The 21733-nt window shown below is 44.5% G+C and carries 29 protein-coding genes; 23 read left to right on the top strand and 6 right to left on the bottom strand.

Annotation, left to right across the window (positions count from 1 at the left end; translation table 11 throughout):
* The first annotated feature begins 11 nt into the window (after positions 1–11).
* Positions 12–812, top strand: a complete 801-nt coding sequence (locus AC58PQ_RS02490) for a metal ABC transporter permease (protein ID WP_057312253.1) — start codon at positions 12–14, stop codon at positions 810–812.
* A gap of 3 nt (positions 813–815) precedes the next feature.
* Complete coding sequence (locus AC58PQ_RS02485) at positions 816–1529, top strand: cytochrome c biogenesis CcdA family protein (RefSeq protein WP_497240384.1); 714 nt, start codon at positions 816–818, stop codon at positions 1527–1529.
* A gap of 4 nt (positions 1530–1533) precedes the next feature.
* Here the strand turns inward: AC58PQ_RS02485 and splB are convergent, their stop codons facing one another.
* Entirely contained in the window at positions 1534–2595 is a 1062-nt protein-coding gene (gene splB, locus AC58PQ_RS02480; RefSeq protein ID WP_497240383.1) for a spore photoproduct lyase, read from the bottom strand.
* 272 nt (positions 2596–2867) lie between these two features.
* On the opposite strand from splB, the gene mntR reads away from it, so the two are divergent.
* The gene (mntR, locus tag AC58PQ_RS02475; protein ID WP_056614749.1) at positions 2868–3293 is read left to right on the top strand and encodes a transcriptional regulator MntR; all 426 of its coding nucleotides are present in this window, start codon (positions 2868–2870) and stop codon (positions 3291–3293) included.
* A gap of 109 nt (positions 3294–3402) precedes the next feature.
* A complete protein-coding gene (locus AC58PQ_RS02470; RefSeq protein ID WP_497240382.1) occupies positions 3403–4380 on the top strand; it encodes a patatin-like phospholipase family protein in 978 nt (325 codons plus the stop codon).
* On the opposite strand, the gene AC58PQ_RS02465 is transcribed toward AC58PQ_RS02470, so the two are convergent.
* A complete protein-coding gene (locus AC58PQ_RS02465) occupies positions 4377–4634 on the bottom strand; it encodes a hypothetical protein (protein ID WP_497240381.1) in 258 nt (85 codons plus the stop codon). The two genes, AC58PQ_RS02470 and AC58PQ_RS02465, sit on opposite strands and share 4 nt — an antisense overlap.
* On the bottom strand, positions 4631–5521 hold the full coding sequence (locus AC58PQ_RS02460) for a DUF1385 domain-containing protein (RefSeq protein WP_477590922.1): 891 nt from the start codon (positions 5519–5521) through the stop codon (positions 4631–4633). Before AC58PQ_RS02460 ends, AC58PQ_RS02465 begins: the two co-directional genes overlap by 4 nt.
* A gap of 198 nt (positions 5522–5719) precedes the next feature.
* On the opposite strand from AC58PQ_RS02460, the gene AC58PQ_RS02455 reads away from it, so the two are divergent.
* The 5 genes from AC58PQ_RS02455 to AC58PQ_RS02435 all read left to right on the top strand — a co-directional run bounded on the left by AC58PQ_RS02455 (position 5720) and on the right by AC58PQ_RS02435 (position 9860).
* Positions 5720–6211 carry a YqhR family membrane protein gene (locus AC58PQ_RS02455; protein WP_497240380.1) on the top strand — a complete coding sequence of 164 codons (492 nt, stop codon included), beginning with the start codon at positions 5720–5722 and terminating at the stop codon, positions 6209–6211.
* A 79-nt stretch (positions 6212–6290) separates the two neighbouring features.
* Positions 6291–6722, top strand: coding sequence for a type II 3-dehydroquinate dehydratase (gene aroQ / locus AC58PQ_RS02450; RefSeq protein WP_497240379.1), 432 nt, complete (start codon positions 6291–6293; stop codon positions 6720–6722).
* Positions 6723–6825: 103 nt separating this feature from the next.
* Positions 6826–7899 (top strand): M24 family metallopeptidase, encoded by a 1074-nt coding sequence (locus tag AC58PQ_RS02445; protein ID WP_497240378.1) that lies wholly within the window; start codon positions 6826–6828, stop codon positions 7897–7899.
* A 15-nt stretch (positions 7900–7914) separates the two neighbouring features.
* Positions 7915–8478 (top strand): elongation factor P, encoded by a 564-nt coding sequence (efp, locus tag AC58PQ_RS02440; RefSeq protein WP_477590831.1) that lies wholly within the window; start codon positions 7915–7917, stop codon positions 8476–8478.
* Positions 8479–8603: 125 nt separating this feature from the next.
* Complete coding sequence (locus AC58PQ_RS02435; protein ID WP_497240377.1) at positions 8604–9860, top strand: aspartate kinase; 1257 nt, start codon at positions 8604–8606, stop codon at positions 9858–9860.
* A 9-nt stretch (positions 9861–9869) separates the two neighbouring features.
* Here the strand turns inward: AC58PQ_RS02435 and AC58PQ_RS02430 are convergent, their stop codons facing one another.
* The 3 genes from AC58PQ_RS02430 to comA all read right to left on the bottom strand — a co-directional run bounded on the left by AC58PQ_RS02430 (position 9870) and on the right by comA (position 12030).
* On the bottom strand, positions 9870–10334 hold the full coding sequence (locus AC58PQ_RS02430; protein WP_497240376.1) for a DUF441 domain-containing protein: 465 nt from the start codon (positions 10332–10334) through the stop codon (positions 9870–9872).
* A 78-nt stretch (positions 10335–10412) separates the two neighbouring features.
* Entirely contained in the window at positions 10413–11132 is a 720-nt protein-coding gene (locus tag AC58PQ_RS02425; RefSeq protein ID WP_497240375.1) for a 2-phosphosulfolactate phosphatase, read from the bottom strand.
* 100 nt (positions 11133–11232) lie between these two features.
* Positions 11233–12030, bottom strand: a complete 798-nt coding sequence (gene comA, locus AC58PQ_RS02420) for a phosphosulfolactate synthase (protein WP_497240374.1) — start codon at positions 12028–12030, stop codon at positions 11233–11235.
* Positions 12031–12234: 204 nt separating this feature from the next.
* Here comA and AC58PQ_RS02415 point away from each other — a divergent pair, with 204 nt between their 5' ends.
* The 14 genes from AC58PQ_RS02415 to AC58PQ_RS02350 all read left to right on the top strand — a co-directional run bounded on the left by AC58PQ_RS02415 (position 12235) and on the right by AC58PQ_RS02350 (position 21608).
* Positions 12235–12498 (top strand): YqhV family protein, encoded by a 264-nt coding sequence (locus AC58PQ_RS02415; protein ID WP_477590841.1) that lies wholly within the window; start codon positions 12235–12237, stop codon positions 12496–12498.
* A gap of 72 nt (positions 12499–12570) precedes the next feature.
* The gene (gene spoIIIAA / locus AC58PQ_RS02410) at positions 12571–13557 is read left to right on the top strand and encodes a stage III sporulation protein AA (RefSeq protein WP_497240373.1); all 987 of its coding nucleotides are present in this window, start codon (positions 12571–12573) and stop codon (positions 13555–13557) included.
* A 2-nt stretch (positions 13558–13559) separates the two neighbouring features.
* On the top strand, positions 13560–14078 hold the full coding sequence (gene spoIIIAB / locus AC58PQ_RS02405; protein ID WP_497240372.1) for a stage III sporulation protein SpoIIIAB: 519 nt from the start codon (positions 13560–13562) through the stop codon (positions 14076–14078).
* A 22-nt stretch (positions 14079–14100) separates the two neighbouring features.
* Positions 14101–14304: a stage III sporulation protein AC gene (gene spoIIIAC / locus AC58PQ_RS02400; RefSeq protein WP_056614718.1), complete on the top strand. Its 204-nt coding sequence runs from the start codon at positions 14101–14103 to the stop codon at positions 14302–14304.
* A gap of 9 nt (positions 14305–14313) precedes the next feature.
* A complete protein-coding gene (spoIIIAD, locus tag AC58PQ_RS02395) occupies positions 14314–14703 on the top strand; it encodes a stage III sporulation protein AD (protein ID WP_497240371.1) in 390 nt (129 codons plus the stop codon).
* A gap of 25 nt (positions 14704–14728) precedes the next feature.
* Entirely contained in the window at positions 14729–15928 is a 1200-nt protein-coding gene (spoIIIAE, locus tag AC58PQ_RS02390) for a stage III sporulation protein AE (protein ID WP_497240370.1), read from the top strand.
* 13 nt (positions 15929–15941) lie between these two features.
* Entirely contained in the window at positions 15942–16685 is a 744-nt protein-coding gene (gene spoIIIAF / locus AC58PQ_RS02385) for a stage III sporulation protein AF (RefSeq protein ID WP_497240369.1), read from the top strand.
* Between the two features lie 4 nt (positions 16686–16689).
* Entirely contained in the window at positions 16690–17331 is a 642-nt protein-coding gene (gene spoIIIAG / locus AC58PQ_RS02380; protein ID WP_497240368.1) for a stage III sporulation protein AG, read from the top strand.
* 41 nt (positions 17332–17372) lie between these two features.
* Positions 17373–18113: a SpoIIIAH-like family protein gene (locus AC58PQ_RS02375; protein WP_497240367.1), complete on the top strand. Its 741-nt coding sequence runs from the start codon at positions 17373–17375 to the stop codon at positions 18111–18113.
* Between the two features lie 156 nt (positions 18114–18269).
* A complete protein-coding gene (gene accB, locus AC58PQ_RS02370) occupies positions 18270–18767 on the top strand; it encodes an acetyl-CoA carboxylase biotin carboxyl carrier protein (protein WP_497240366.1) in 498 nt (165 codons plus the stop codon).
* A 65-nt stretch (positions 18768–18832) separates the two neighbouring features.
* Positions 18833–20191, top strand: a complete 1359-nt coding sequence (gene accC, locus AC58PQ_RS02365; protein ID WP_477590857.1) for an acetyl-CoA carboxylase biotin carboxylase subunit — start codon at positions 18833–18835, stop codon at positions 20189–20191.
* A gap of 113 nt (positions 20192–20304) precedes the next feature.
* Entirely contained in the window at positions 20305–20718 is a 414-nt protein-coding gene (locus tag AC58PQ_RS02360) for an Asp23/Gls24 family envelope stress response protein (protein WP_477590859.1), read from the top strand.
* A gap of 87 nt (positions 20719–20805) precedes the next feature.
* Complete coding sequence (gene amaP / locus AC58PQ_RS02355; protein WP_477590861.1) at positions 20806–21366, top strand: alkaline shock response membrane anchor protein AmaP; 561 nt, start codon at positions 20806–20808, stop codon at positions 21364–21366.
* 14 nt (positions 21367–21380) lie between these two features.
* Entirely contained in the window at positions 21381–21608 is a 228-nt protein-coding gene (locus AC58PQ_RS02350; protein WP_477590863.1) for a DUF2273 domain-containing protein, read from the top strand.
* The last annotated feature ends 125 nt before the right edge of the window (positions 21609–21733 follow it).

Raw genomic sequence — 21733 nt, 5'->3', positions numbered from 1 at the left:
GAGCGGGCATTTTGGACATATTCACAGAGTACTTTTTTCAGCGTGCATTAATAGGTGGTTTGTTGATCGGGCTTACAGCGCCATTAATGGGCGTTTTTCTTGTTCTAAGGCGGCTATCCATGATCGGGGACACGTTAGCACATGTATCGATTGCTGGAGTAGCACTTGGCTTTTTGATCAATGTGTACCCATTGGGTGTAGGCCTTGTATTTGCTTTGCTTGCCTCTTTTGCTATAGAGCGACTGCGCAAGGCGTATAAAACCTACGCTGAGCTTTCAATCGCCATCATCATGTCAGGCGGCGTAGCGCTGGCAACGCTTCTTTTCACATTAGGCAAAGGCTTCAACATGAACGTCATGAGTTACCTTTTCGGCAGTATATATACACTGGATTCCACGGATTTATGGGTGGTTTTAGTTGTGTGTGTGCTTGTTATCGGTGTGATTGCGTTCCATTTTAAAGAGTTTTTCTTGATGTTTTTTGACGAGGATGCAGCAAGTGTAAGTGGACTTCCTTTGAAATTTTATAATATGATGATTACAATGTTGACTGCACTTGTCATTTCAGTTGCTATCAAAATTGTCGGCGCGTTACTTGTTTCTTCGTTACTAACGATTCCAGTCGCATGCAGCTTGTTGATCGCACGTAGTTTTAAACATTCCGTTTTCTTAGCGATTTTATTCTCGGAAATTGCCGTAATCGTTGGTCTTGTTGTGGCTGGGATTTGGGATCTGGCCCCAGGTGGGACGATTGTGCTGAGCCTGATCGCTATTTTGATAGGGATTATTTTGAAAAGAGGATTGAGGATATAAATCATGGATTCAGTTAATTTATGGATCGCCCTGTGGGCGGGAATTGCTTCCTTCATTTCACCTTGTTGCTTGCCTTTATATCCATCGTTCTTATCTTACATAACAGGTATTTCTGTCAGTGAACTCAAGTCAGGGCGAACAACCGCTCAAGTACGACGCCAAACGATGCTCCATACGTTAAGCTTCATCGTGGGTTTTTCCATCATTTTTTACGCTTTAGGGCTAACGGCAGGCTTTGTAGGAAGCTTCTTCATAGACTATCGTGACTTACTCAGACAAGTCGCTGCGCTATTAATATTTGTAATGGGACTTTTTCTATTAGGTATATTCCAACCGCAATGGTTAATGAAAGAACGCAAACTGTCGATAAAATTTCGTCCAGCAGGTTATGTTGGCTCCGTCTTTGTAGGAATGGGCTTTGCTGCGGGCTGGTCACCATGTGTGGGGCCGATTCTATCAGCTATTCTGGCATTGGCCGCTACTGAACCGGGAACGTGGTTTCAGCTTACGACATCGTATTCACTTGGGTTTGCGATTCCGTTCTTCGTGCTTTCCTTTTTTATCGGTTCAACCAAATGGATTTTGCGCTATTCCAATACCATCATGAAAATTGGCGGCGGCTTGATGATTGTGATCGCTGTTCTTCTTTATACGGGAAAAATGACGCAAATCACCCTATGGTTGAACTCCATTACACCAGATTTCTTGAAATTTTAAGGAGTCAAGTAAAGTACTCAATCTTCGCTTGAGGGAATTTTTCGAAAATATGCTCTGTAATGAATTCCCTCAACGCGGTAGCTTGTTCATCTTTGTAAACATATTTGCCTTTCCCATATTTACCCCATTTGTATTTTCTCTTTTCTTCGTCCATTTCCAGCTTCGTTTTGGGATAACGCTTCTCGATAATATGTTTGGCTGTTTTCGTAAAACGATGTTGAATCATTTCGAAAGTGAGATCGTGTGTGGCTTCAGCTGGAAGTGTGCTATACAGCTTGTCTAGCAGCGCAGCATAGCCTTCCTCCCAGCCTTCGTGCCATATTATAGGCGCAATAATGAAACCAAGCGGATATCCAGCCTTGGCTACTTTGCCTGCCGCCTCAATTCTTTCGTGAAAGCGAGAGGTGCCGGGCTCGAAATTTTTGATCACATAATCGGCATTCACGCTAAAGCGAAAACGGGTATGCTTGTTATGCTTGGCATCTAATAATGGTTCCACGTGATGATATTTCGTGACAAAACGCAGCCTCCCGTGCTCTTGTTCACCCATGAACTCGATCAGCTGTTTAAGCGAGCCTGATATATGCTCAAGCCCGACTGGATCTGATGTGCACGCGGCTTCGAAACGTGTGATTTCAGGTTCGCGTTCCTTGATATAGCCCTTAGCTGCCCCGAGAATATCGTCGATATTGACATAGACACGGATGTAAGGCTTCGCACCCATCGTTGTTTGCAAATAGCAATAATGGCAATGTCCCATACACCCCGTGGCAATGGGTAGCGCATATTCAGCGGAGGGTTTGGACGTTTCGAATTTTAACGTTTTCCTTATGCCGACAACTAAGGTTCGCTTAGCAATTCGATATTTATCTAATTCGGTTTCACCGGGTAAATCACGGATTTGGTTATGCGACGTTGTCATATGAATCTCAAGGCCTTCTTGTTTAGCCCATTCATAGATCTGCTTTCCATTGGGATAATTCATGGCATCTGGTTCAAAATAAACAAGCTCTGGCACGAAGATCGTTGTGCTAGGCAGCGGCTTTGTTACTAATTCAGTAGACATGATGACCTCCTTCACAAAACTGGATGACAATCTATTCGTTTAGTGTGCCAAAGAGTTGGGCTATGGAATCATGGGAGATTTGACCGCATCTGGGTAGATGGATTATGATAGGAAAGCAGCATTTGGTGAGAAAACCTTTATCGAGGCCACTCGAAGATGAGCGACCGCGTTTAGAGGAAGGTTTTATCGCCAATAAAAAACAGTTTTCAGATACCGAAAACTTATACTTTTTTATGTGGAAAGAAATATGCACAGCAGGGGGAAATATAGCAATGGCTACGCCAAGTATGGAAGATTATTTGGAGAGAATATACAAGCTTATCGATGAGAAAGGTTACGCTCGTGTTTCCGACATTGCTGAAGGGCTTGAAGTGCACCCCTCCTCCGTGACTAAAATGATTCAAAAATTAGATAAAGATAATTATTTAATCTATGAAAAATATCGTGGTTTGATCCTAACACCAAAAGGGAAGAAGATGGGCAAGCGTTTGATGGATCGGCATGAGCTTTTGGAAAACTTTTTAACGACAATAGGTGTCCATGAGGACAATATATATAAGGATGTCGAAGGCATTGAGCACCACTTGAGCTGGGATTCTATTACTTGCATTGAAACCTTATTGGAATATTTTCGAAGAGATCCTAGTCGAGCAGATGAACTTATGAATGTGCGTAAAGAATTAGAGGCAGAGAATTAGGCAGAGACCGTTTACGGTGCTCTGTCTTTTTTTTTGAGAATATAAACAAACTGCTCACGCATACATACCTAAGAAGCCCTATGAATTAGGTCTAGGGAGGGTGTTGGGTATGAAGATTAACGGCGTGTTTGAAGGTGGGGGCGTCAAAGGGATTGCCTTGGCTGGTGGCGTGAGCGCAGCCATCGAACAAGGATATACCTTTCATCAAGTCGCAGGTACAAGCTCTGGCTCAATTGTGGCGGCTTTGTTGGCAGCAGGCTATACGGGGGAAGAAATGAGAGAATTGATACTCAGAGCGCCTTTTAAATCGTTTAAGCAGCGTTCTCCAATTTTCAATACGAAGATCATTGGCCCCGCGGCGCGCTTATTGCTCAAAAAAGGACTTTATTCCGGTGAAGCATTGGAACATTGGGTTAATCAACAACTAGCGGCTAAAGGCATTCGCACGTTTGGTGATCTGGGGCCCAATCAACTCCGTATTATTGCTTCTGATATTACACAGGGCAAACTATTGGTACTGCCCAATGATATTGCCCAGTACGGTATCGAGCCAGGCAAGCTTTCTGTTGCGAAAGCCGTGAGAATGAGCACGAGCATTCCCTATTTCTTCGATCCAGTCAGAATTCGTCGCAATATAAAAAGCTCTGCGAAGGCTAAGCCTTTCACAGAGCAGTTTACTTATATCGTTGATGGCGGCTTGTTGAGCAACTTCCCGCTTTGGGTGTTCGACAATGAAATGCCGCGCGCTAACCTCATACCTGTCATCGGGTTCCAACTTGTCGGGAAGAGCGACATGCCGAGGCATACCATCCGAGGGCCAATTACGATGTTAGAAGCGCTCTTCAGCACCATGCTTAGTGCACATGATGAACGCTACATCGAGCAAAAGAATCGCTTCCGAACCGTTAAAATTCCTACATTAGGCGTCAGTAACACGCAGTTCACCATATCCAAAGAGTTAAGCATGTCACTGTACGAGTCGGGCTTTCTTGCAGCCAAAGCATACTTCAGTAGTTGGTCAGCCAGTAACTATGAAGAAAATTATGAGAAATTTGTGATGCGACCGCCACATAAATCGTTGACTTAGTGATACTTCGGAAAATCATCCTTATCCGAATCTTTCGTTCCGTTGATTACGCGAAATTTCGCGTTCTTCGTTTTGCCTTTTACAGAACCTCGAGGCATCGAGGTTTTTCTCCAACGGGAAGGTGGGAATTTATACAGTAGAAAAATCGCCCCAAGCACAAGAATAGGAATGAATAGTACACGCAGACTAACGAGCAAGCCTATGGCAATCAATACTCCTATGGCAATCTCAATCGGGGAAAATTTTCTTCTCATGCCCGTCCCTCCATAATTCGTTTTTCCGCTTCTAACATGCGGTTAAATGATGCAATGGACACCTCAACTTGACTGTCTTCAGGTTCTTTGGTTGTAAGCAGTTGAAGCCAAAGTCCTGGATAACCTAAATAACGAAGAACGGGTACTTCACGAAGCGAATTCGTAAAACGCAATACTTCATAAGAAACACCGATAACCAGTGGCAACAAAATTAAACGCTGCACAATACGCTCGACTAAACCGTCATAGTGAAGGAATGAGTAGATGACAACACCGATTAGAACGGTGAATACGATAAAGCTGCTGCCGCAACGGTAATGAAGTGTGTTGAACTTTTGGACATTGCTTACGGTTAGTTCCATACCAGCTTCATAGGCGCTAATGACTTTATGCTCTGCGCCATGATATTGAAACAATCTCCGAATCATAGGTGTAAGTGAGATGAAGTAAATATACCCCACCAGCAAAATGATTTTGATCACACCTTCTATAAGATTATGAAGAATTTGATTGCTAAATACATTTTGAAACAAAAACTGTTCAATAATAGCTGGAACTAAAGTGAAAATGAATTTCCCAAATAGAAATGAAAGAACACCAACGACGGCAACACCTAAAAACATGGAAATATTAGAGAAGATGCCTGTTTTTTCTTCCTTCTTCGCTGTGTTATCTTCACCTTCTTGCTCAGCGAATGACTCGGCTGAGAAATTCAGATGCTGCGCACCTTTAGCACTGGACTCAATAATACCTACAATTCCCCGAACAAAAGGGATTTTCTTAAGTGCTTGAACCCAAGGAATCACTTTCTTCGGTACTTCCAAAAAATCAAGGGATCCGTCTTTTTTGCGCACAGCAGTTACATGCACATTTCTTCCTGCGAACATGACGCCCTCGATGACGGCTTGTCCTCCGTATATACTGTTTTGTTCTGCCACCAGATTCACCTTCTCATCTTTCTCGATTTCATAATTCACTTTCTTATTGTAACGGATTCAGGTGTTGAATGCTACCGATTGCGACAGAACATACTATGATTGCCAATGAAAAGACAAGCCTTAACGGTAGAGAAAGGAAGAATGCAGATGACGAGTGCTCATACCGCGGAGAAAATGAAGACAAATCGCTGGGTGTTTGTGCTATATATCGGTTTTTTTGCTGGGCTGATATGGGGTGCCCTCAAAATAGTCGAAAATTATTTCAAATTTACGACCATAGGAATTGGTTTTCTCGTTGAACCTTTTTTCAAACATGATTTTTTTAACACGTGGATGGGGCTGTTCATTGGATGGATGGTGTTTGCTCTGTTCTCGATATTTGCAGCCTTCATCTATATGGTCACCATGTGGAAGCTGCGCAGCCCTTTTTGGGGGATTGGCTACGGCGCTGTGTGGTGGGCGATTATTTACCTTTTTATAGGACCGATTACGGGAATGGTGTATTGGATATGGGAATTAGAGTTAAATACGATTATTAGTGATGTTTGTTTATTCCTCGTTTGGGGGATGTTTATTGGTTACTCGATTGCAATTGAATATACAAGCGCAAGAACGACAGAGGCTATACCCAAGACATGAAAGTTATGGTAAAATATCAAAGGTTAATTAGCGTCAATTTGCTAATTGCCAATGACGATTGTTGCGGGAGGATATCCAATTGAAAAGGGTTCTTGTTTTGAATGGTCCGAATTTGAATATGCTTGGCATACGTGAACCTGGTGTGTATGGAACTGTAACACTTTCCACCATTATCGAGGGTTTGAATGAGCTGGGAACGGAGCTTTCGGTCCAATTGGAGAGCTTTCAATCTAACCATGAGGGCGAAATTATTGATAAAATCCACGAGGCTTATGGCACGAAGGACGGGATTCTCATTAATCCTGGCGCCTTCACTCATTACAGCTATGCAATTCGCGATGCGCTATCTACGGTACAATTGCCAACGGTAGAGGTTCATATTTCGAATATTCATAAACGTGAGGAATTTCGTCATCATTCGGTCATCGCACCTGTCGTGATTGGTCAAATTTGTGGATTTGGCGCAGAGAGCTACGCGCTTGGTTTACGAGCTTTACTACCCCATCTGTAGCATTTGCTTACGAAGATCGTTTTGCTAAAGCAAAACTTTTAAAGCATATGCTTACGAGGATAGTTTTACTAAAGTAAAACTCTTAGAAGGAATGGTGATTTGGATGCAGGAGAAACGTATTCAACGTCTTCGCGAGGCTATGCAACAACAGGATTTACCGGCAATACTCATCACGAACGCATATAACCGTACATATGTATCTGGATTCACTGGTTCCTCTGGCTATGTACTTATTACGCTTGACCGTGCCATTTTATTAACTGACTTCCGTTATATGACGCAAGCGCCGCAGCAAGCCCAATTGTTTGAAGTGGTTGAACATAAAGCTAAGGCGATCGAGACCGTAAGAGAACTCTTGCAGCAGCAAGCGATCACGAAGCTAGGTTTCGAACAGAGCGACGTTTCTTATGGCGATTTTGTAAACTATCAACAGGGACTTCCAGGCATCGAGTTTGTGCCAACTTCCCGTCTTGTTGAAATGATTCGCATGGTGAAGGATGAAGCTGAATTGCAAGTGATGCAGGAAGCGGCTGATTTGGCCGATCAAACCTTCTCACACATTCTTAATTTCATTAAACCAGGTGTCAAAGAGTTAGACATCGCGCTTGAAATTGAAGTGTTTATTCGCAAAAATGGAGGGACATCGACGTCCTTCGAGACGATCGTGGCCTCAGGTGAGCGTTCAGCGTTACCGCATGGTAAAGCAAGTGATCGTGTTCTCCAATTAAACGAATTTGTCAAATTGGATTTTGGAGCGTATTATAAAGGTTATTGCTCTGATATCACAAGAACGGTTATGCTAGGAAAGCCGACAGACAAGCATAGAGAAATTTATGATATTGTCTTGGAAGCGCAATTGCATTGTTTGGCTAACCTCAAACCGGGTATTACAGGCAGAGAAGGCGATGCCTTTGCGCGCGATGTCATCGTGAAGCGCGGTTATGGCGATTATTTCGGTCACGGTACCGGACATGGGTTGGGGATGGAGGTTCACGAATCGCCCCGCGTGTCGAAAACCGAAGATATGATTTTAACTCCTGGTATGGTTGTTACCGTTGAGCCTGGTATTTATCTCCCTGATTTTGGCGGAGTTCGAATTGAGGATGACGTAGTAATTACTGAGACCGGCATTAAAATACTTACACATTCTACCAAAGATTTTCTTATCATTGACTAGCGGAGGGATTTACAAGTGATATCAGTAAACGATTTTAAAACAGGTCTTACGATTGAAGTTGAGCATGATATTTTTACAGTTCTAGATTTCCAACACGTTAAACCAGGTAAAGGCGCTGCATTCGTGCGCTCCAAGCTGAAAAACCTTCGTAACGGCAACACCGTTGAGCGTACATTCCGCGCTGGTGAGAACGTTGGGCGTGCCCACATCGAAAACCGTGAAATGCAATACTTGTACGCAGCTGGCGACGATTACACATTCATGGATACGGAGACTTACGATCAGATTTCCCTTTCCCACGAACAATTGAAATGGGAATTGAACTTCCTGAAAGAAAACATGAACATCAAGATCATGAGCTATCAAGGTGAAATCCTCGGGATTAACCTTCCGAAGAGCGTTGACTTGAAGGTTGTTGAAACCGATGCAAGCGTCAAAGGCAACACAGCTCAAGGTGCTTTGAAAAATGCGAAAGTGGAAACAGGTCTTAATGTCATGGTACCGCTTTTCATTAACGAAGGCGATATTCTTTCTGTTGATACAGATGATGGCAAATACCTTTCACGCGCGAGCAACTAATAAGATAAGCCTTTCTGACTCGCAGGAGTCCGAAAGGCTTTTTTTCTTTTCTTACCACAGTCCATCATTTATATGCTATAATATTGAATTGTTATGCACTAGTATGCGTTAGGAGTGGGTCAGCTTTGTCTCTTATAGTGATGAAATTTGGCGGTAGCTCTGTCGGTGATGCGGAGCGAATGAAACGAGTTGCAAAAAGAATCGTTGAACGTAAACAAGCTGGTCACAGCTGTGTTGTTGTCGTTTCTGCGATGGGTGATACAACGGATGAATTGATCGACTTGTCAAAGCAAATTTACGATGGAGCCCCACCGGCTCGTGAAATGGATATGTTGTTGACGACAGGCGAGCAAGTTTCCGTAGCACTTTTATCGATGGCCATACATAATCTTGGTGAACAAGCAGTTTCGTACACCGGATGGCAAAGTGGCATTTTTACGGAGCCAGTACACGGTAAAGCGAGAATAACGGATATTCAACCTCAGCGTGTCCTGAATGCGACCCAGCAAGGGAATGTCGTGATCGTTGCCGGTTTCCAAGGGATGACCGAGGCAGGCGAGATTACCACATTGGGCCGCGGCGGCTCCGATACAACTGCTGTTGCACTTGCCGCAGCGATCAAAGCAGATCTATGTGAAATTTATACCGATGTTGATGGTATTTATTCCACGGATCCTCGTATCGTGAAAGTAGCAAGAAAGCTTGCTGAGATTTCCTATGATGAGATGCTGGAGCTTGCAAACCTTGGGGCAGCGGTACTTCATCCAAGAGCTGTTGAATATGCGAAAAACTACAACGTGACCCTCGTGGTACGTTCAAGCTTTAATTACAATGAAGGTACCAACGTGAAGGAGGAAGCAGTGATGGAGCAAGGAATCGTCGTTCGTGGCATCGCTTATGACAAAAATGTGGCAAGAATTAGTATTCTGGGTGTTCCTGAGAAGCCAGGTCAGCTTGCGAAGGTTTTCCTAGCACTTGCTGAAGTGCAAATTGACGTAGACATCATCGTTCAAAGCGGTGTGATCAACGGATCTGCCGATTTCTCTTTCACCACGACGCTGGCTGATCGCGAGAAAGCTCTTGATGTCATTGAACAAATTCGCGCTGAAGTTGGTTTCCGTGAAGTGACCTCCGAAGTAGATCTTGTGAAGGTTTCGATTGTTGGTGCTGGTATGGTTAGCTCACCAGGTGTTGCAGCGACGATGTTCAAAGTCATTTCCGATCTTGGCATTACGATCTCCTTGGTAAGCACATCTGAGATTAAAATGTCTTGTGTCATTGACAACACGAACTTAACAGATGTCATCCGTGCTCTTCACACAGCATACGGCTTGGACACTGCGGTGCAAGCTTTCGTAGGTGGACCAGAAGATCGCAGATAGTTGGATTTCTTAATGGAGTTTGTCCGCAATAAAATAAGCAAGCTTCAATAAAAATGCCGTAATTCCGGCAGCCATTAATGGACCCACCGGTATGCCGCGCATAAATAAGATGCCAAATATAGAACCAAGGACTAGACCCACAATTAATTGTGGGTCTACTTTTAGTAACTCCAAACCTTTTCCATTCATATAAGTAGCAATCGCTCCGCCTACAAGGGCAATGATCCCTGGCCACGTTGTAAAGACGGAAAGGATATCTTTCATGGAGATACGGTCACTCGCAAATGGAATCAGAACGCCAATTGTAAGGAACAGCAGGCCAAGCTCCAGCCCTCTGCGCTCCATGGTAGGGAAGTAACGATCTAGACCTATTAATTTAATGGCAAGTAAAAGACAAGCCGCAGTTGTAATGATCGGAGAACGGCCTATGAGTCCAATTATGATTAGAATAACTAAGAGTAAATCACCATTCATGAACAAAACCCCTCGTCCTCATCGTCGTCATTTTAGTTTATGAAAGGGGCTTGTATTTAGAACGCATGGTGATGGGAGCTACCGCCCAAAGAGGACCATCTGATCATGTTCCAGAACCGGAACGCAATCCGTCATATTCGCGTTGGCACAGAGTTCGACGTCCGCGAGGAAGCCGGCCTTTTTCATTTTTTTACCATTGCAGCTGGCAAGTATAGTCTCAAATAACCGATCCTTAGCTTCGAGATAGCAACCGCGCATCGCCAAGCCAAAGTCATTCGTTATCATGAGGCTCTCACCAAGCAAGGCCGCAATTTCGTCCAATATGAAGCCGGCACAGAGGCCATCCTCTAAGGAAAATACATCCTGCGTCCCTGCACATACGATCACCGTGTCCCGTTTCAGATCGATTGTTGCCATCGCAGTGGCTCTGCCGTTAATGATTGCTCCCGCAAGCACACGATCGGCTTTTATTGCTTTTTGAATCCCTCTCGTACCATTTGTGGTCGTCAAAATGACGCGTTTGCCTTGCACAGCTTCGCGCGTATACTCGAGTGGAGAATTGCCAAAATCAAAGCCTGGAATTTTTTTGCAATAGCGTTCACCGCCGAGTAAATCGCCAATGCGAGCCAATTCTTTCGCTTTCATAACCGTATCAACAGGGACTACTCCCTTGCTGCCATTCATCAATGCGGTGATGATTGTGCTGGTTGCACGTAAAACATCAACGACAATGACGGTTTTATGGAGAAACTCGTCACTTCTAGCTTCGCCGATGTTGGCGATCACCTCGATATGCATGTGCTATTCCTTTCTGGAAATATAGAATTTATAGGTTTTACCTAATAAATTCTATATTTTTGGATAAATGCATGAGTCCTATGAAGGACTGTGCAGTCATTTATTTCATACCTAAGGACAACGTGTCCGAACGGAGTCCTCTCCTCAAAGCTTCTAACGAAATAACTTCATCTGGTGAAATATTGCCTAAATGAATATCAGGACCCAGGGAGTTAATCAAATGCACCTGTTGGGTTTTTAGAGGCGCCTCCCATAAAAGCTGATCTCCTGAGACGGAAGCAAGCACGCTGTGCAACTCCTCATCTTTACATTTTCCATGCCCATCAAAAATGCCAACACCCATGCCAGACTCACGCGCTTCAATTGTGACTAGGGATGCACCTAATTCCGAGTCGATGAAAACTGTCTCAATTAATTCTGCTAACTCAATAGAGGAGCCCCATCCTTTTTTTCCATACTCCGTAACGACTTCCAAGCCTTCATCTAAACCTCTAGCTATCAGCTCATTACGCTGTTTACGATCCATTTGAATGGTACCGTCGGAAATTTCAATGCCATTAAAGCCGAGTGCAAGTATCATGTCAAAAAAAGAATCTACGGCATGCTGTTGTACAGCTACTTCCAGAAATGTCCCTCCTGGGTAGATGAGAATGTTATTCTCCTTGGCTAGGTTTATTTTGCTTCGCAGCACGGCTTGCGGGTAAAGCGGCGATGTGCCGAAACCAAGCTTGATCATATCCACGTGACTACTTGCGGTGTGGAGTAAGTCTTGAAAGGCAAGCAATCCGAGCCCCTTATCCATCACCATCGTTTTTCCCAACGTTCTTGGTTTCATCTGCCTATGTCCAGTAGGGTCGGCTAGAACGGGGTTCCATTTCAATTGAGAGGTCACTTCCATCTGTCTTTCTCCTCACTGTCCTTCGAAGGATCAATTATGTGTACAGCATATGCATCAGCACAAATGGAGGTGCCCAGCATGCCTAAAATGAGACGAGCTCGCATAAGGTAGGGAAAAAGCGTATGCTTCCGAAGCGAGTTTTGATGCTGCAATATTCTGCTGAGCTTGCTTGGGCTAATCAAAACTTTTAGGGGGTAGTAACTCATGAACAAGATCGTACTCACGATGGCTTCATTACGGATGATGTCTGGGAGTATCGAAATCATTGCAGCTATTCTCATGATAAGACTAGCAACAATTGAGAAAGCGCTGATGGTGAATTCAGCTCTAGCACTAGTAGGTCCTCTAGTACTACTAACTACCACAACGATTGGTTTAGTAGGCATAGCCGAAAAACTATCATATGGAAAGATGTTGTGGGTCATTGCAGGTGTCAGTTGTCTGTTTATTGGGATTATTAAAAAGTAATCGGTCATATTTCTTTCTAGTAAGCATAGAAATGAATATAGAAGACTGGACAACTTGGAGGGCTGTCTCCCGATGCTAGCGAGTATTACACACCTGTTGCCCCAAAACATCCGATTCATGCTTAGTGAGCTTCCAACGAACGTACAAGCTAGCGTGGAAGAAATCAGGGTGAGAGAGTCGCGTCCCCTTGAAATTAGCTGGGCCGACCGCTATGCCTTCATTAGTGAGCGAGGGCATATGATCACGCAAGGAGATTTGGCTTACAAACCGACTAGGCAAGATTGTCTAACACTGCTTGAGATTCTAACGAATCATTCGTTGTACACCTTTGAGGAAGAACTGCGAAGAGGGTATATCACGGTGTCTGGCGGTCATCGCGTAGGACTAGCTGGGCGTACGATCCTCGACCAAGGTCAAGTGAAGCAAATTCGCGATGTGAGTTCCTTTAATATTCGGATCGCGCGCGAAATTCAGGGTGTGGGTCAGGAGATTTTACCGTATCTCGTAGATCAGAGTATGGGAAATATTCATCACACGCTCATCATTTCCCCGCCGCAGCAAGGGAAGACCACCTTAATTCGCGACCTAGCTAGACTCATCAGCCGAGGCGAATGGGGGGCTAGAAACAGCTCTCTATCGGGTAAAAAAGTAGGAATCGTAGATGAACGCTCCGAGTTGGCTGCTTGTGTCAAAGGGGTACCTAGATTTGACTTAGGGCCGCGCACAGATGTGCTAGACGGGTGTCCGAAGGCAGAAGGCATGATGATGATGATCCGTTCACTATCACCCGAGGTCCTCATCGTCGATGAGATCGGTCGAGCGGAGGATGCTGATGCGATTCATGAGGCTGTTCACACGGGAATTCGTGTACTAGCTACCGCTCATGGAGCGAGCTATGAGGATGTACGTAGACGGCCCGTACTCAGGCAATTGATGGAGGAAAGGGTGTTTATGAAATATGTCATCCTCCAGCGGAGAAAAGGCGCTCCTGCTACCTTTCGGATCCTAGATCAAGAAGGCAAGGTTATGGAGATGTATGACGAACGCAAAGGACGATGAAGATGCTGAAATTTGTCGGTGGAGTTCTGATCTTCGGTGCAGCTTCGATGTATGGCTTTCTACAGGCTGCTCACTATGTTAGACGACCAAAGCAAATTCGCGGACTAATCAACGCGCTAGGCCGAATGGAGACAGAAATTGCTTATGCGCTTACGCCCCTTCCGGAGGCATTTGCTTCACTAAGCAAGCAGGTCGCTGATCCGCTTTCTTCCTTATTTCGCTTAATGTCAGAACGGTTGCTGGGCAGTAATGGTGAGTCAACCAAAGATCTATGGCAAATGACGGTCAAGGAAATCTGGTCAAGAACCTCGATGAGGCAAGCTGAGCAAGAAGTGATGCTCCAACTGGGACCTGTGCTTGGACTTTCAGATCGGAGTGACCAAATCAAGCATCTGCGGCTTGCGATTAGCCAACTTCAATCGGAAGAAACGGATGCCAGAGATGAACAGCAGCGCTACGAGAAAATGTGGAAAAGCCTGGGCGTCTTAATCGGAGCGTTAGTCGTGATTTTAATGTACTAGTGGGCAGAGTGAGGTGCCAGGAATGAATGTTGATGTGAATGCCATTTTCCAAATCGCCGGCATCGGAATCATTATCGCTATGATCCATTCTGTGCTGAAACAGATGGGAAAAGAGGATATGGCACACTGGGTCACGGTCATAGGCTTCGTAGTCGTGCTTTTTATGGTCGTCAGTATGCTGGATAACTTGTTCAAAGAAATTAAAACTATTTTCCTATTCCAATGAGGTGGTCTGATGGAAATCATCCAAATCGTAGGACTAGGACTCATCGTCACGATCTTGACGCTCATTATCAAAGAGCAGAAGCCGATGTTCGCTTTTTTATTAGCAGCTTTTACGGGCATCGTGATTTTCTTGTTCTTAATAGGCAAAATTTCTTCGGTCATCCAAGTCCTTGAGGATCTAGCTGAGAAGTCAAACGTGAACATTGTTTTCCTGAAAACGATTCTGAAGATTATAGGCGTAGCTTACATCGCCGAGTTTGGCGCACAGATTGTCCGTGATGCTGGCCAAGATTCCATTGCTTCCAAAATTGAGCTATCAGGTAAGGTGCTCATTATGGTCATGGCCATTCCGATCATTACAGTCATCATCGAGACCGTGGTTAAGCTACTCCCTGCTTAGCAGATTCACCTAAGGAGTGACACGCATGCACCTACTTTATTCGCACCAGAAGCTGAACAACCGGTGGATCTTATTGTTTATTATGGGCATGGGCTTATGGCTTGGATTGTCGGGCTCGTTAACTGCTGAATCGCCAACAGATGTCATGATCAAAGAGCAAGCGAACCGCTTGAATACGGAGCCGGTCGAGCAATATTGGGATAAGCTGATGAAAGAATATGGGGGTTATTTCCCAGAAAGTAAGCCGCCAACCTTCATGGAACTTCTCCTTGGGACCAAGGGCATTAGTATGAAGAGTATCTTCAAAGGGCTTCTGAGCTATGTTTTTCATGAAATTATCATCAATGGCAAATTACTGGCTTCCATTGTTGTTTTGACCGTCTTTAGCATGATTCTTGAGACGCTGCAAAGCTCGTTTGAAAGAAACACGGTAAGCAAGCTAGGCTACACCATCACCTATATGGTGCTCATCATCATTGCGATCAATAGCTTCAGCGTTGCGATCGGGTATGCGAAGACAGCCATTTCGTCCATGATTCAATTCATGATAGCGATCATGCCATTGTTACTTACACTACTGGCGTCCATGGGAAATATTACTTCGGTTGCCATTCTGCATCCATTGATTGTGTTCATGATCCACTCTGTGGGTACGGCCATTTATGTGTTTGTTTTTCCGCTCTTGTTTTTCTCGGCGGTGCTGCACATCGTAAGCTCACTCAGCGATAAGTTTAAAGTCACACAGTTAGCCAATCTGTTGCGCACCGTAAGTTTAAGCATGCTGGGCGTGTTCGTGACAGTGTTCCTCGGGGTCATTTCCATCCAAGGCACGGCGGGCGCTGTAAGAGATGGCGTTGCGATTCGAACGGCGAAGTACATTACGGGGAATTTCGTGCCTGTAGTAGGACGACTATTCTCGGACGCAACGGAAACCGTGATAGGGGCATCCTTATTAGTCAAAAATGCGATAGGACTCGTTGGTGTCGTCATCCTCGTGCTCCTGTGTGCCTTTCCAGCGATCAAAATCTTAACGCTGGCTTTCATCTACAATCTATCAGCGGCGCTGATGCAGCCACTGGGCGATAGTCCAATCATTGCTTGTCTACAGACAATCGGCAAAAGCTTAATTTATGTGTTTGCAGCGCTAGCGGCAGTAAGCTTAATGTTTTTTCTTGCCCTGACCATCATGATCACGATTAGCAATGTCTCCGTCATGATGAGGTGAAAGGAGCCCAGCGATGGATTGGTTAGCAGGATGGCTGAAAACCGTCATTATGGTCATAATGCTTGCGACGTTTGTTGATCTTCTACTCCCAAGCAATACGATGCAGCGGTATGTGAAGACGGTTTTGAGTCTATTTATTCTACTGACGCTGCTTACCCCCGTGCTTCAGCTGTTCCAGAAGGATTGGAATATGGACCAGCTGCTTAGCCAAGCGGAGAAAGAACAGAATGAGAAAACCATGCTTGCCGGAGGTTTTGGAAATCAATCACAAATGAAGTCTCTTGAAGCTATAACGAAGGATGCCAACAAGATTCAAGATGCTGAACATAAGAAAACACAAGAATTGGTGCAATCACAATTGGCAGGCTTGATGAAAGAGGACTTACAGAAACAAACGGAATGGCCAATTGAAGCGGTACAAGTGCAAGTACAGGTAGACAATAACGGGAAACCCATCATTTCAAGCGTGAAGGTGACCCTTGATGATATAGAAGCGAAGAAGCAACTGGCAACGACTAGCAAAAGCATTGCTGCCATGGAGCCAGTCAAACCCGTAGATCCTATCAAAATCGGGTCTACCGCGACAGTGCAAGATCGTATAACAAGCACACAGGGTGATACTCAGTCAACCAAAGAAAATGTGCCTGGCGTGCAAGAAATGGACCGACTCAAGCAAGTGATTTCACGGAATTGGCTCGTAGATCCTGCCAAAATCGAGATCGGAGCAGCACAAAGCAAAGGATGGATGGCGAGGTGAATCGATGGGAACATTGCTGCAATGGATGGAGCACAAATTCGGCGGCGGACCAGGTGGGCCTAAACGTAAAAATACGTTATTATGGGTCATCATGGTTGGACTCTTAGGAGCAGCGCTAATGATTATAAACGCATTTATAACTGTTAAAGATCTGGATCCCATTGGCACAGGCAGAGCGTCCCCAGCACCCGTGAGTAAAGAAACATTTGTAGGAAGCTCATCCAAGGAAGACTCAAGCTTTCATGATTACGAACAAGCTTATGGCGACCAGTTGAAAAGAATCCTGCAAAAAATTGTCGGTGTCGGCGAGGTGGAAGTGCTCGTTACCATTGAATCTACGGAAGAAATGACCGTTGACAAAAATTATAACGACAATCAGACCATGACGACAGAACGCGATAATGGTGGAGCAACTCGCAACATATCCCAGGTAACGCGGAGCGGTGAAGTCGTCATTTATCAAGTGTCAGGTGACCAGAAGCCGCTTGTGCTCAAATACATTAAACCCAAAATTAGAGGTGTCATTGTTGTTGCGAAAGGCGCAGAAAATCTCACGGTGAAGAAAATGATCATGGAAGCCGTTGAGCGAGGAATGGACGTTCAAGCAAGTAAAATTTCGATTTTACCGCGCAAAACAGGGGAATAAAATTTTGGAAATCAATCAACTATTCTAAGGAGGAATAAACAATGAATGCAAAAAGACAAACAATATGGCTCGTATCGATGCTTAGCTTGATGGTGGTGCTGTCCGCTTATTATTTGTTCACAGAGGATGTCAACAAACTGGATCTGGCAACGACAGATGCCATCACGCAATCGCAAGAAGTGAAAATTGATATGACCCAAGTGGATCCAGTAACAGGTGCGAAAACAGATGTGAAAGCAACAACAGGAACAGGCGTACAAATCGACTCGAAAACGACAACGCCGCAAACTTCTACAAAAACAGATGCTAAAGCGACAACGACACAAGACAGCTCCAAAACTACGACAAAAGATGTGTCCAAAACAACAACAACAACCAAAACAGATGATCAAGTCTTGAAGCAAGTGGAGGAGCAAGCGAAAACGACATCAGCAAACGATTATTTTACGAATGAACAAGTGAAACAAAATAATTACTTCAGCAAAGTTTCTACGGATTTGATGACGATTATTTTGGATGGTAAGAAATCGCCTGAGGCTGTAGCTAAAGCGACTAACGATTTGTCTGCATTGACAGATCTACAAGAAAAAATTGAAAATCTACAAGAACTTCTCATTCAAGATTTCCCGCAAGCGGTCATTAATCAAGATGGCGCCAAGTGGAAAGTGACAGTTCAAGCGGATAAATTAGAAAAAAGTCAAGGTGTATCCATCGTGGATATGATTGTTGAAGAGCTGGGTGCAACTCCTGAAAATATCAAGATCCAGTTAGTACGCCCGTAGGGATTTGAGCAAAGTTTTGGCTACTCAAAATGATGGTGGAAAGGGTCCGGATAAACTGGACTCTTTCCATTTCGTGCGTTTATGGGTATAATACATACGTTGCGGCTATGAAAACGCATTTTTAAAGGTTCACCAACGTCTAAAGGAGTGACTTGAATGTTTAAATTGAGTGAAATCAAAGAGTTAATTAAACTCGTCGATCAATCCTCTTTACAAGAGCTTGAAATTGAAAATGAAGGTGCACGCCTTTCTATTCGTAAGCCGAATAAATCGGAGCCTGTCTATGTATCTGCACCAGTTCAACACACATATGCACCGCTTGCTCAACCTAACTATGCAAATTCAGCACCTGCTGCAACTGCTCTCGAAGCACCAGCACATGCTAACGGACAAGCCAAGCAAGAAGATTCATCTTTACATAAGATCGTATCTCCGATGGTGGGGACTTTCTATCAATCCGCTTCCCCTGGTTCTGCGCCTTTCGTAAGCGTTGGCTCTAAAGTGAGTGACAAGACTGTCGTTTGTATTGTTGAAGCCATGAAATTAATGAACGAAATAGAAGCTGAAGTGAAAGGCGAGATCGTTGAAATTCTCGTTGAAAACGGACAGCTAGTAGAGTATGGACAACCGTTATTTTTGGTTAGACCGGAGTAGTTGCGTTTGTAGCTTATGCTGTCAACGCAAGCTTTTCTCACGAAGAGCTCTTAGGAGGGCAAATCATGAAATTTAATAAAATTTTAATTGCGAACCGCGGGGAAATTGCGGTTCGTATTATCCGAGCATGCCGTGAGCTTGGCATCTATACGGTTGCTGTGTACTCGGAAGCAGATCGAGATGCCTTGCATGTTCGTCTGGCGGATGAAGCTTATTGCATCGGACCAACTGCGTCCAAAGACAGCTATTTAAACTTCACCAACTTGATGAGCGTTGCAACCTTGACGGAATGTGATGCTATTCATCCAGGGTACGGCTTCCTAGCTGAAAATGCTGACTTCGCAGAAATTTGCGAGAGCTGCAATATCACTTTCATCGGTCCTTCACCTGACGCGATTTCCCGGATGGGCGATAAGGCAGTTGCCAAGCAAACGATGAAGGAAGCGAGAGTTCCGATTATTCCGGGCTCCGACGGCTTGGTTGAGGATATTGATGATGCTGTGGTTATCGCTCGCGATATCGGGTATCCGATTATTATTAAAGCGACAGCAGGCGGCGGCGGTAAGGGTATCCGTATTGCAGAGAACGAGGAAACGCTTGTTCAGCAAATTACGGCTGCTCAGCAAGAAGCCCAGAATGCATTCGGTAATGCAGGGATTTACTTAGAGAAGTACTTAACAGGTATGAAGCATGTTGAGATCCAAATCATTGCGGATAAGCATGGCAATGTTGTTCACCTAGGCGAACGTGATTGCTCCGTACAGCGTCGCAGACAGAAGCTTGTTGAAGAAGCGCCTTGTCCGGTTCTTACTGAGGAAACGCGTAAAGCGATGGGGCAAGCAGCTGTCCGTGCAGCGAAGGCTGTGAATTATTCAGGCGCAGGAACACTTGAATTCCTATTAGGTCCAGATGGTAATTTTTACTTTATGGAAATGAACACGCGGATCCAAGTTGAACACCCAGTAACCGAAATGATTACGGGTATCGATATTATCCAAGAAATGATTCGCGTAGCTGAAGGAAATCCACTGTCATTCAGACAAGAAGATGTCCGAATCAACGGTTGGGCAATCGAATGCCGCGTCAATGCAGAAGATCCGAATCGGAACTTCATGCCGTCCCCAGGACAAGTAAAATTCTACTTGCCGCCAGGTGGATTCGGCGTACGTGTTGACAGTGCGGTTTACCCAGGGTATACGATCCCGCCACACTATGATTCGATGATCGCGAAGCTTATCGTTTGGGGAAGTACACGTGAAGAAGCCATTAACCGTATGAAAAGAGCTCTCAATGAGTTCGCGGTGGACGGTGTGAACACGACGATTCCTTTTCATCTGAAGTTGCTTGAACACAAGAAATTTATCAAGGGCGACCATGATATCAAGTTCTTGGAAGAGCACGATGTAAACGATCCAGAGTCGTAGAGAAACATTTGTCATATTTTTGCCAAAATGTTATACTAATAAATTAAGATGGCTTATCCCATTTGAATCGAAACCAGTTTTGTTGCTCCACAAATTTTTTAGGAGGTGCCACAATGAGCACAATCGCTCCGGATTACGTCAAGACAGACATGGGCAGCATCCAGATTGCCCCCGAGGTTATCGAAATCATTGCCGGTTTGGCAACGGTGGAAGTGCAAGGTGTAGCGGGGATGAGTGGCGGATTAGCTGGCGGCATTGCTGAATTACTTGGACGCAAGAATTTGTCCAAAGGCGTAAAGGTAGAGGTCGGACAACGTGAAGCTGCCATTGACGTCTCCATCATTATTGAATATGGGAATCGTATTCCTGAAGTTGCAAGTGATATTCAGAACAATGTGAAGCAGGCGATTGAATCAATGACTGGGTTAAATGTCGTTGAAGTTAACGTACATATTCATGATGTTCATTTTAAGCAGGCAGATAAACAGGTTGATGAAGAACCAGCGGCTGCCCATCGTGTGAAATAAGCGGTAAAGCTGAGCCATATGGATATCAATGGAAACCCCCTACAGGTTGCAGGGGGTTTCCTCTAACTTAGGAAGGGGACAAGCGTAGTGGGTAAAATTGTGGACAGGCTCTTGCTGCTTTTCTATAGCCTGATTATTTTCGTCGCATCGATCGTTGTATTGTTCACAGCATCTAGTTGGATCCCACTCGATCAAGCAAGTCAAACACTAAGTCATTTTTATTACGAGAAGAGCTACGCTTATCCGGGCATTATCATTAGTTTGATCATGCTGCTGATCTCCGTACGTTTCCTGATCGTAACGCTTCGTCGCGGACGTTCCCAAGCGCCATCGATTGATCAACGCACCGATTTTGGCGATATCCGTATCTCCATCGAAACTGTTGAGAATCTCTCGCTGAAAGCAGCGGGTCGCACGAAAGGTGCAAAGGATCTGCGTGCACGAGTTAGAGTGAATCAATCCGGGCTGGAAATTACAATTAGAACCATTGTAGATGGGGAAAGCTCGATTCCGGAACTGACTGAAGACATGCAAGGTACAGTGAAAAGTTACATAGAAGAGATTACCGGTATTCCTGTAGCTTCCGTAACCGTATTCGTAGCGAACATCGTGCAATCTGCCCCAACGTTTAAAAGCCGAGTCGAATAGAGGTGAATCCACATATGTGGAATGAACTATGGAATTTCCATAGGGGCAAAGTAATCGGAGTGACAGCGGGTATATTCTTCGGTTTTATTTATTTATTTTTTGGTTTTTGGGATATGTTGATCTTCGGATTTATCGTACTCGTAGGTTTTTATGTTGGTAATAAGCTGGATCGTAAGGAAAGTTTCGTCATGCTAGAAGACATTTGGCGCTATCTCACACAAAAATGGAGAATGTTTCGCTAAAATCCCTGGTTCATCCATGGATTTTTTTGTTTGGATTGGATCCAATTTGACGTATACTAGGAGAAAGAGTTTTTAAAATAATAGAAATTATGTGTTTCACATTATACAACGGCTATATTTCTACA

It is taken from the genome of Paenibacillus sp. J22P143 (assembly GCF_059692035.1).
Note: the sequence above shows the minus strand (reverse complement) of the source record. Positions and strands in the feature narration are given on the sequence as shown.

Coding starts and splice junctions, on each gene's coding strand:
- AC58PQ_RS02485 (WP_497240384.1), top strand. CDS start 816: ATGGATTCAGTTAATTTATGGATCGCCCTGTGGGCGGGAATTGCTTCC.
- splB (WP_497240383.1), bottom strand. CDS start 2,595: ATGTCTACTGAATTAGTAACAAAGCCGCTGCCTAGCACAACGATCTTC.
- mntR (WP_056614749.1), top strand. CDS start 2,868: ATGGCTACGCCAAGTATGGAAGATTATTTGGAGAGAATATACAAGCTT.
- AC58PQ_RS02470 (WP_497240382.1), top strand. CDS start 3,403: ATGAAGATTAACGGCGTGTTTGAAGGTGGGGGCGTCAAAGGGATTGCC.
- AC58PQ_RS02465 (WP_497240381.1), bottom strand. CDS start 4,634: ATGAGAAGAAAATTTTCCCCGATTGAGATTGCCATAGGAGTATTGATT.
- AC58PQ_RS02460 (WP_477590922.1), bottom strand. CDS start 5,521: ATGTTCGCAGGAAGAAATGTGCATGTAACTGCTGTGCGCAAAAAAGAC.
- AC58PQ_RS02455 (WP_497240380.1), top strand. CDS start 5,720: ATGACGAGTGCTCATACCGCGGAGAAAATGAAGACAAATCGCTGGGTG.
- AC58PQ_RS02445 (WP_497240378.1), top strand. CDS start 6,826: ATGCAGGAGAAACGTATTCAACGTCTTCGCGAGGCTATGCAACAACAG.
- AC58PQ_RS02430 (WP_497240376.1), bottom strand. CDS start 10,334: ATGAATGGTGATTTACTCTTAGTTATTCTAATCATAATTGGACTCATA.
- AC58PQ_RS02425 (WP_497240375.1), bottom strand. CDS start 11,132: ATGCATATCGAGGTGATCGCCAACATCGGCGAAGCTAGAAGTGACGAG.
- comA (WP_497240374.1), bottom strand. CDS start 12,030: ATGGAAGTGACCTCTCAATTGAAATGGAACCCCGTTCTAGCCGACCCT.
- AC58PQ_RS02415 (WP_477590841.1), top strand. CDS start 12,235: ATGAACAAGATCGTACTCACGATGGCTTCATTACGGATGATGTCTGGG.
- spoIIIAA (WP_497240373.1), top strand. CDS start 12,571: ATGCTAGCGAGTATTACACACCTGTTGCCCCAAAACATCCGATTCATG.
- spoIIIAB (WP_497240372.1), top strand. CDS start 13,560: ATGCTGAAATTTGTCGGTGGAGTTCTGATCTTCGGTGCAGCTTCGATG.
- spoIIIAC (WP_056614718.1), top strand. CDS start 14,101: ATGAATGTTGATGTGAATGCCATTTTCCAAATCGCCGGCATCGGAATC.
- spoIIIAD (WP_497240371.1), top strand. CDS start 14,314: ATGGAAATCATCCAAATCGTAGGACTAGGACTCATCGTCACGATCTTG.
- spoIIIAE (WP_497240370.1), top strand. CDS start 14,729: ATGCACCTACTTTATTCGCACCAGAAGCTGAACAACCGGTGGATCTTA.
- spoIIIAF (WP_497240369.1), top strand. CDS start 15,942: ATGGATTGGTTAGCAGGATGGCTGAAAACCGTCATTATGGTCATAATG.
- spoIIIAG (WP_497240368.1), top strand. CDS start 16,690: ATGGGAACATTGCTGCAATGGATGGAGCACAAATTCGGCGGCGGACCA.
- AC58PQ_RS02375 (WP_497240367.1), top strand. CDS start 17,373: ATGAATGCAAAAAGACAAACAATATGGCTCGTATCGATGCTTAGCTTG.
- accB (WP_497240366.1), top strand. CDS start 18,270: ATGTTTAAATTGAGTGAAATCAAAGAGTTAATTAAACTCGTCGATCAA.
- accC (WP_477590857.1), top strand. CDS start 18,833: ATGAAATTTAATAAAATTTTAATTGCGAACCGCGGGGAAATTGCGGTT.
- AC58PQ_RS02360 (WP_477590859.1), top strand. CDS start 20,305: ATGAGCACAATCGCTCCGGATTACGTCAAGACAGACATGGGCAGCATC.
- AC58PQ_RS02350 (WP_477590863.1), top strand. CDS start 21,381: ATGTGGAATGAACTATGGAATTTCCATAGGGGCAAAGTAATCGGAGTG.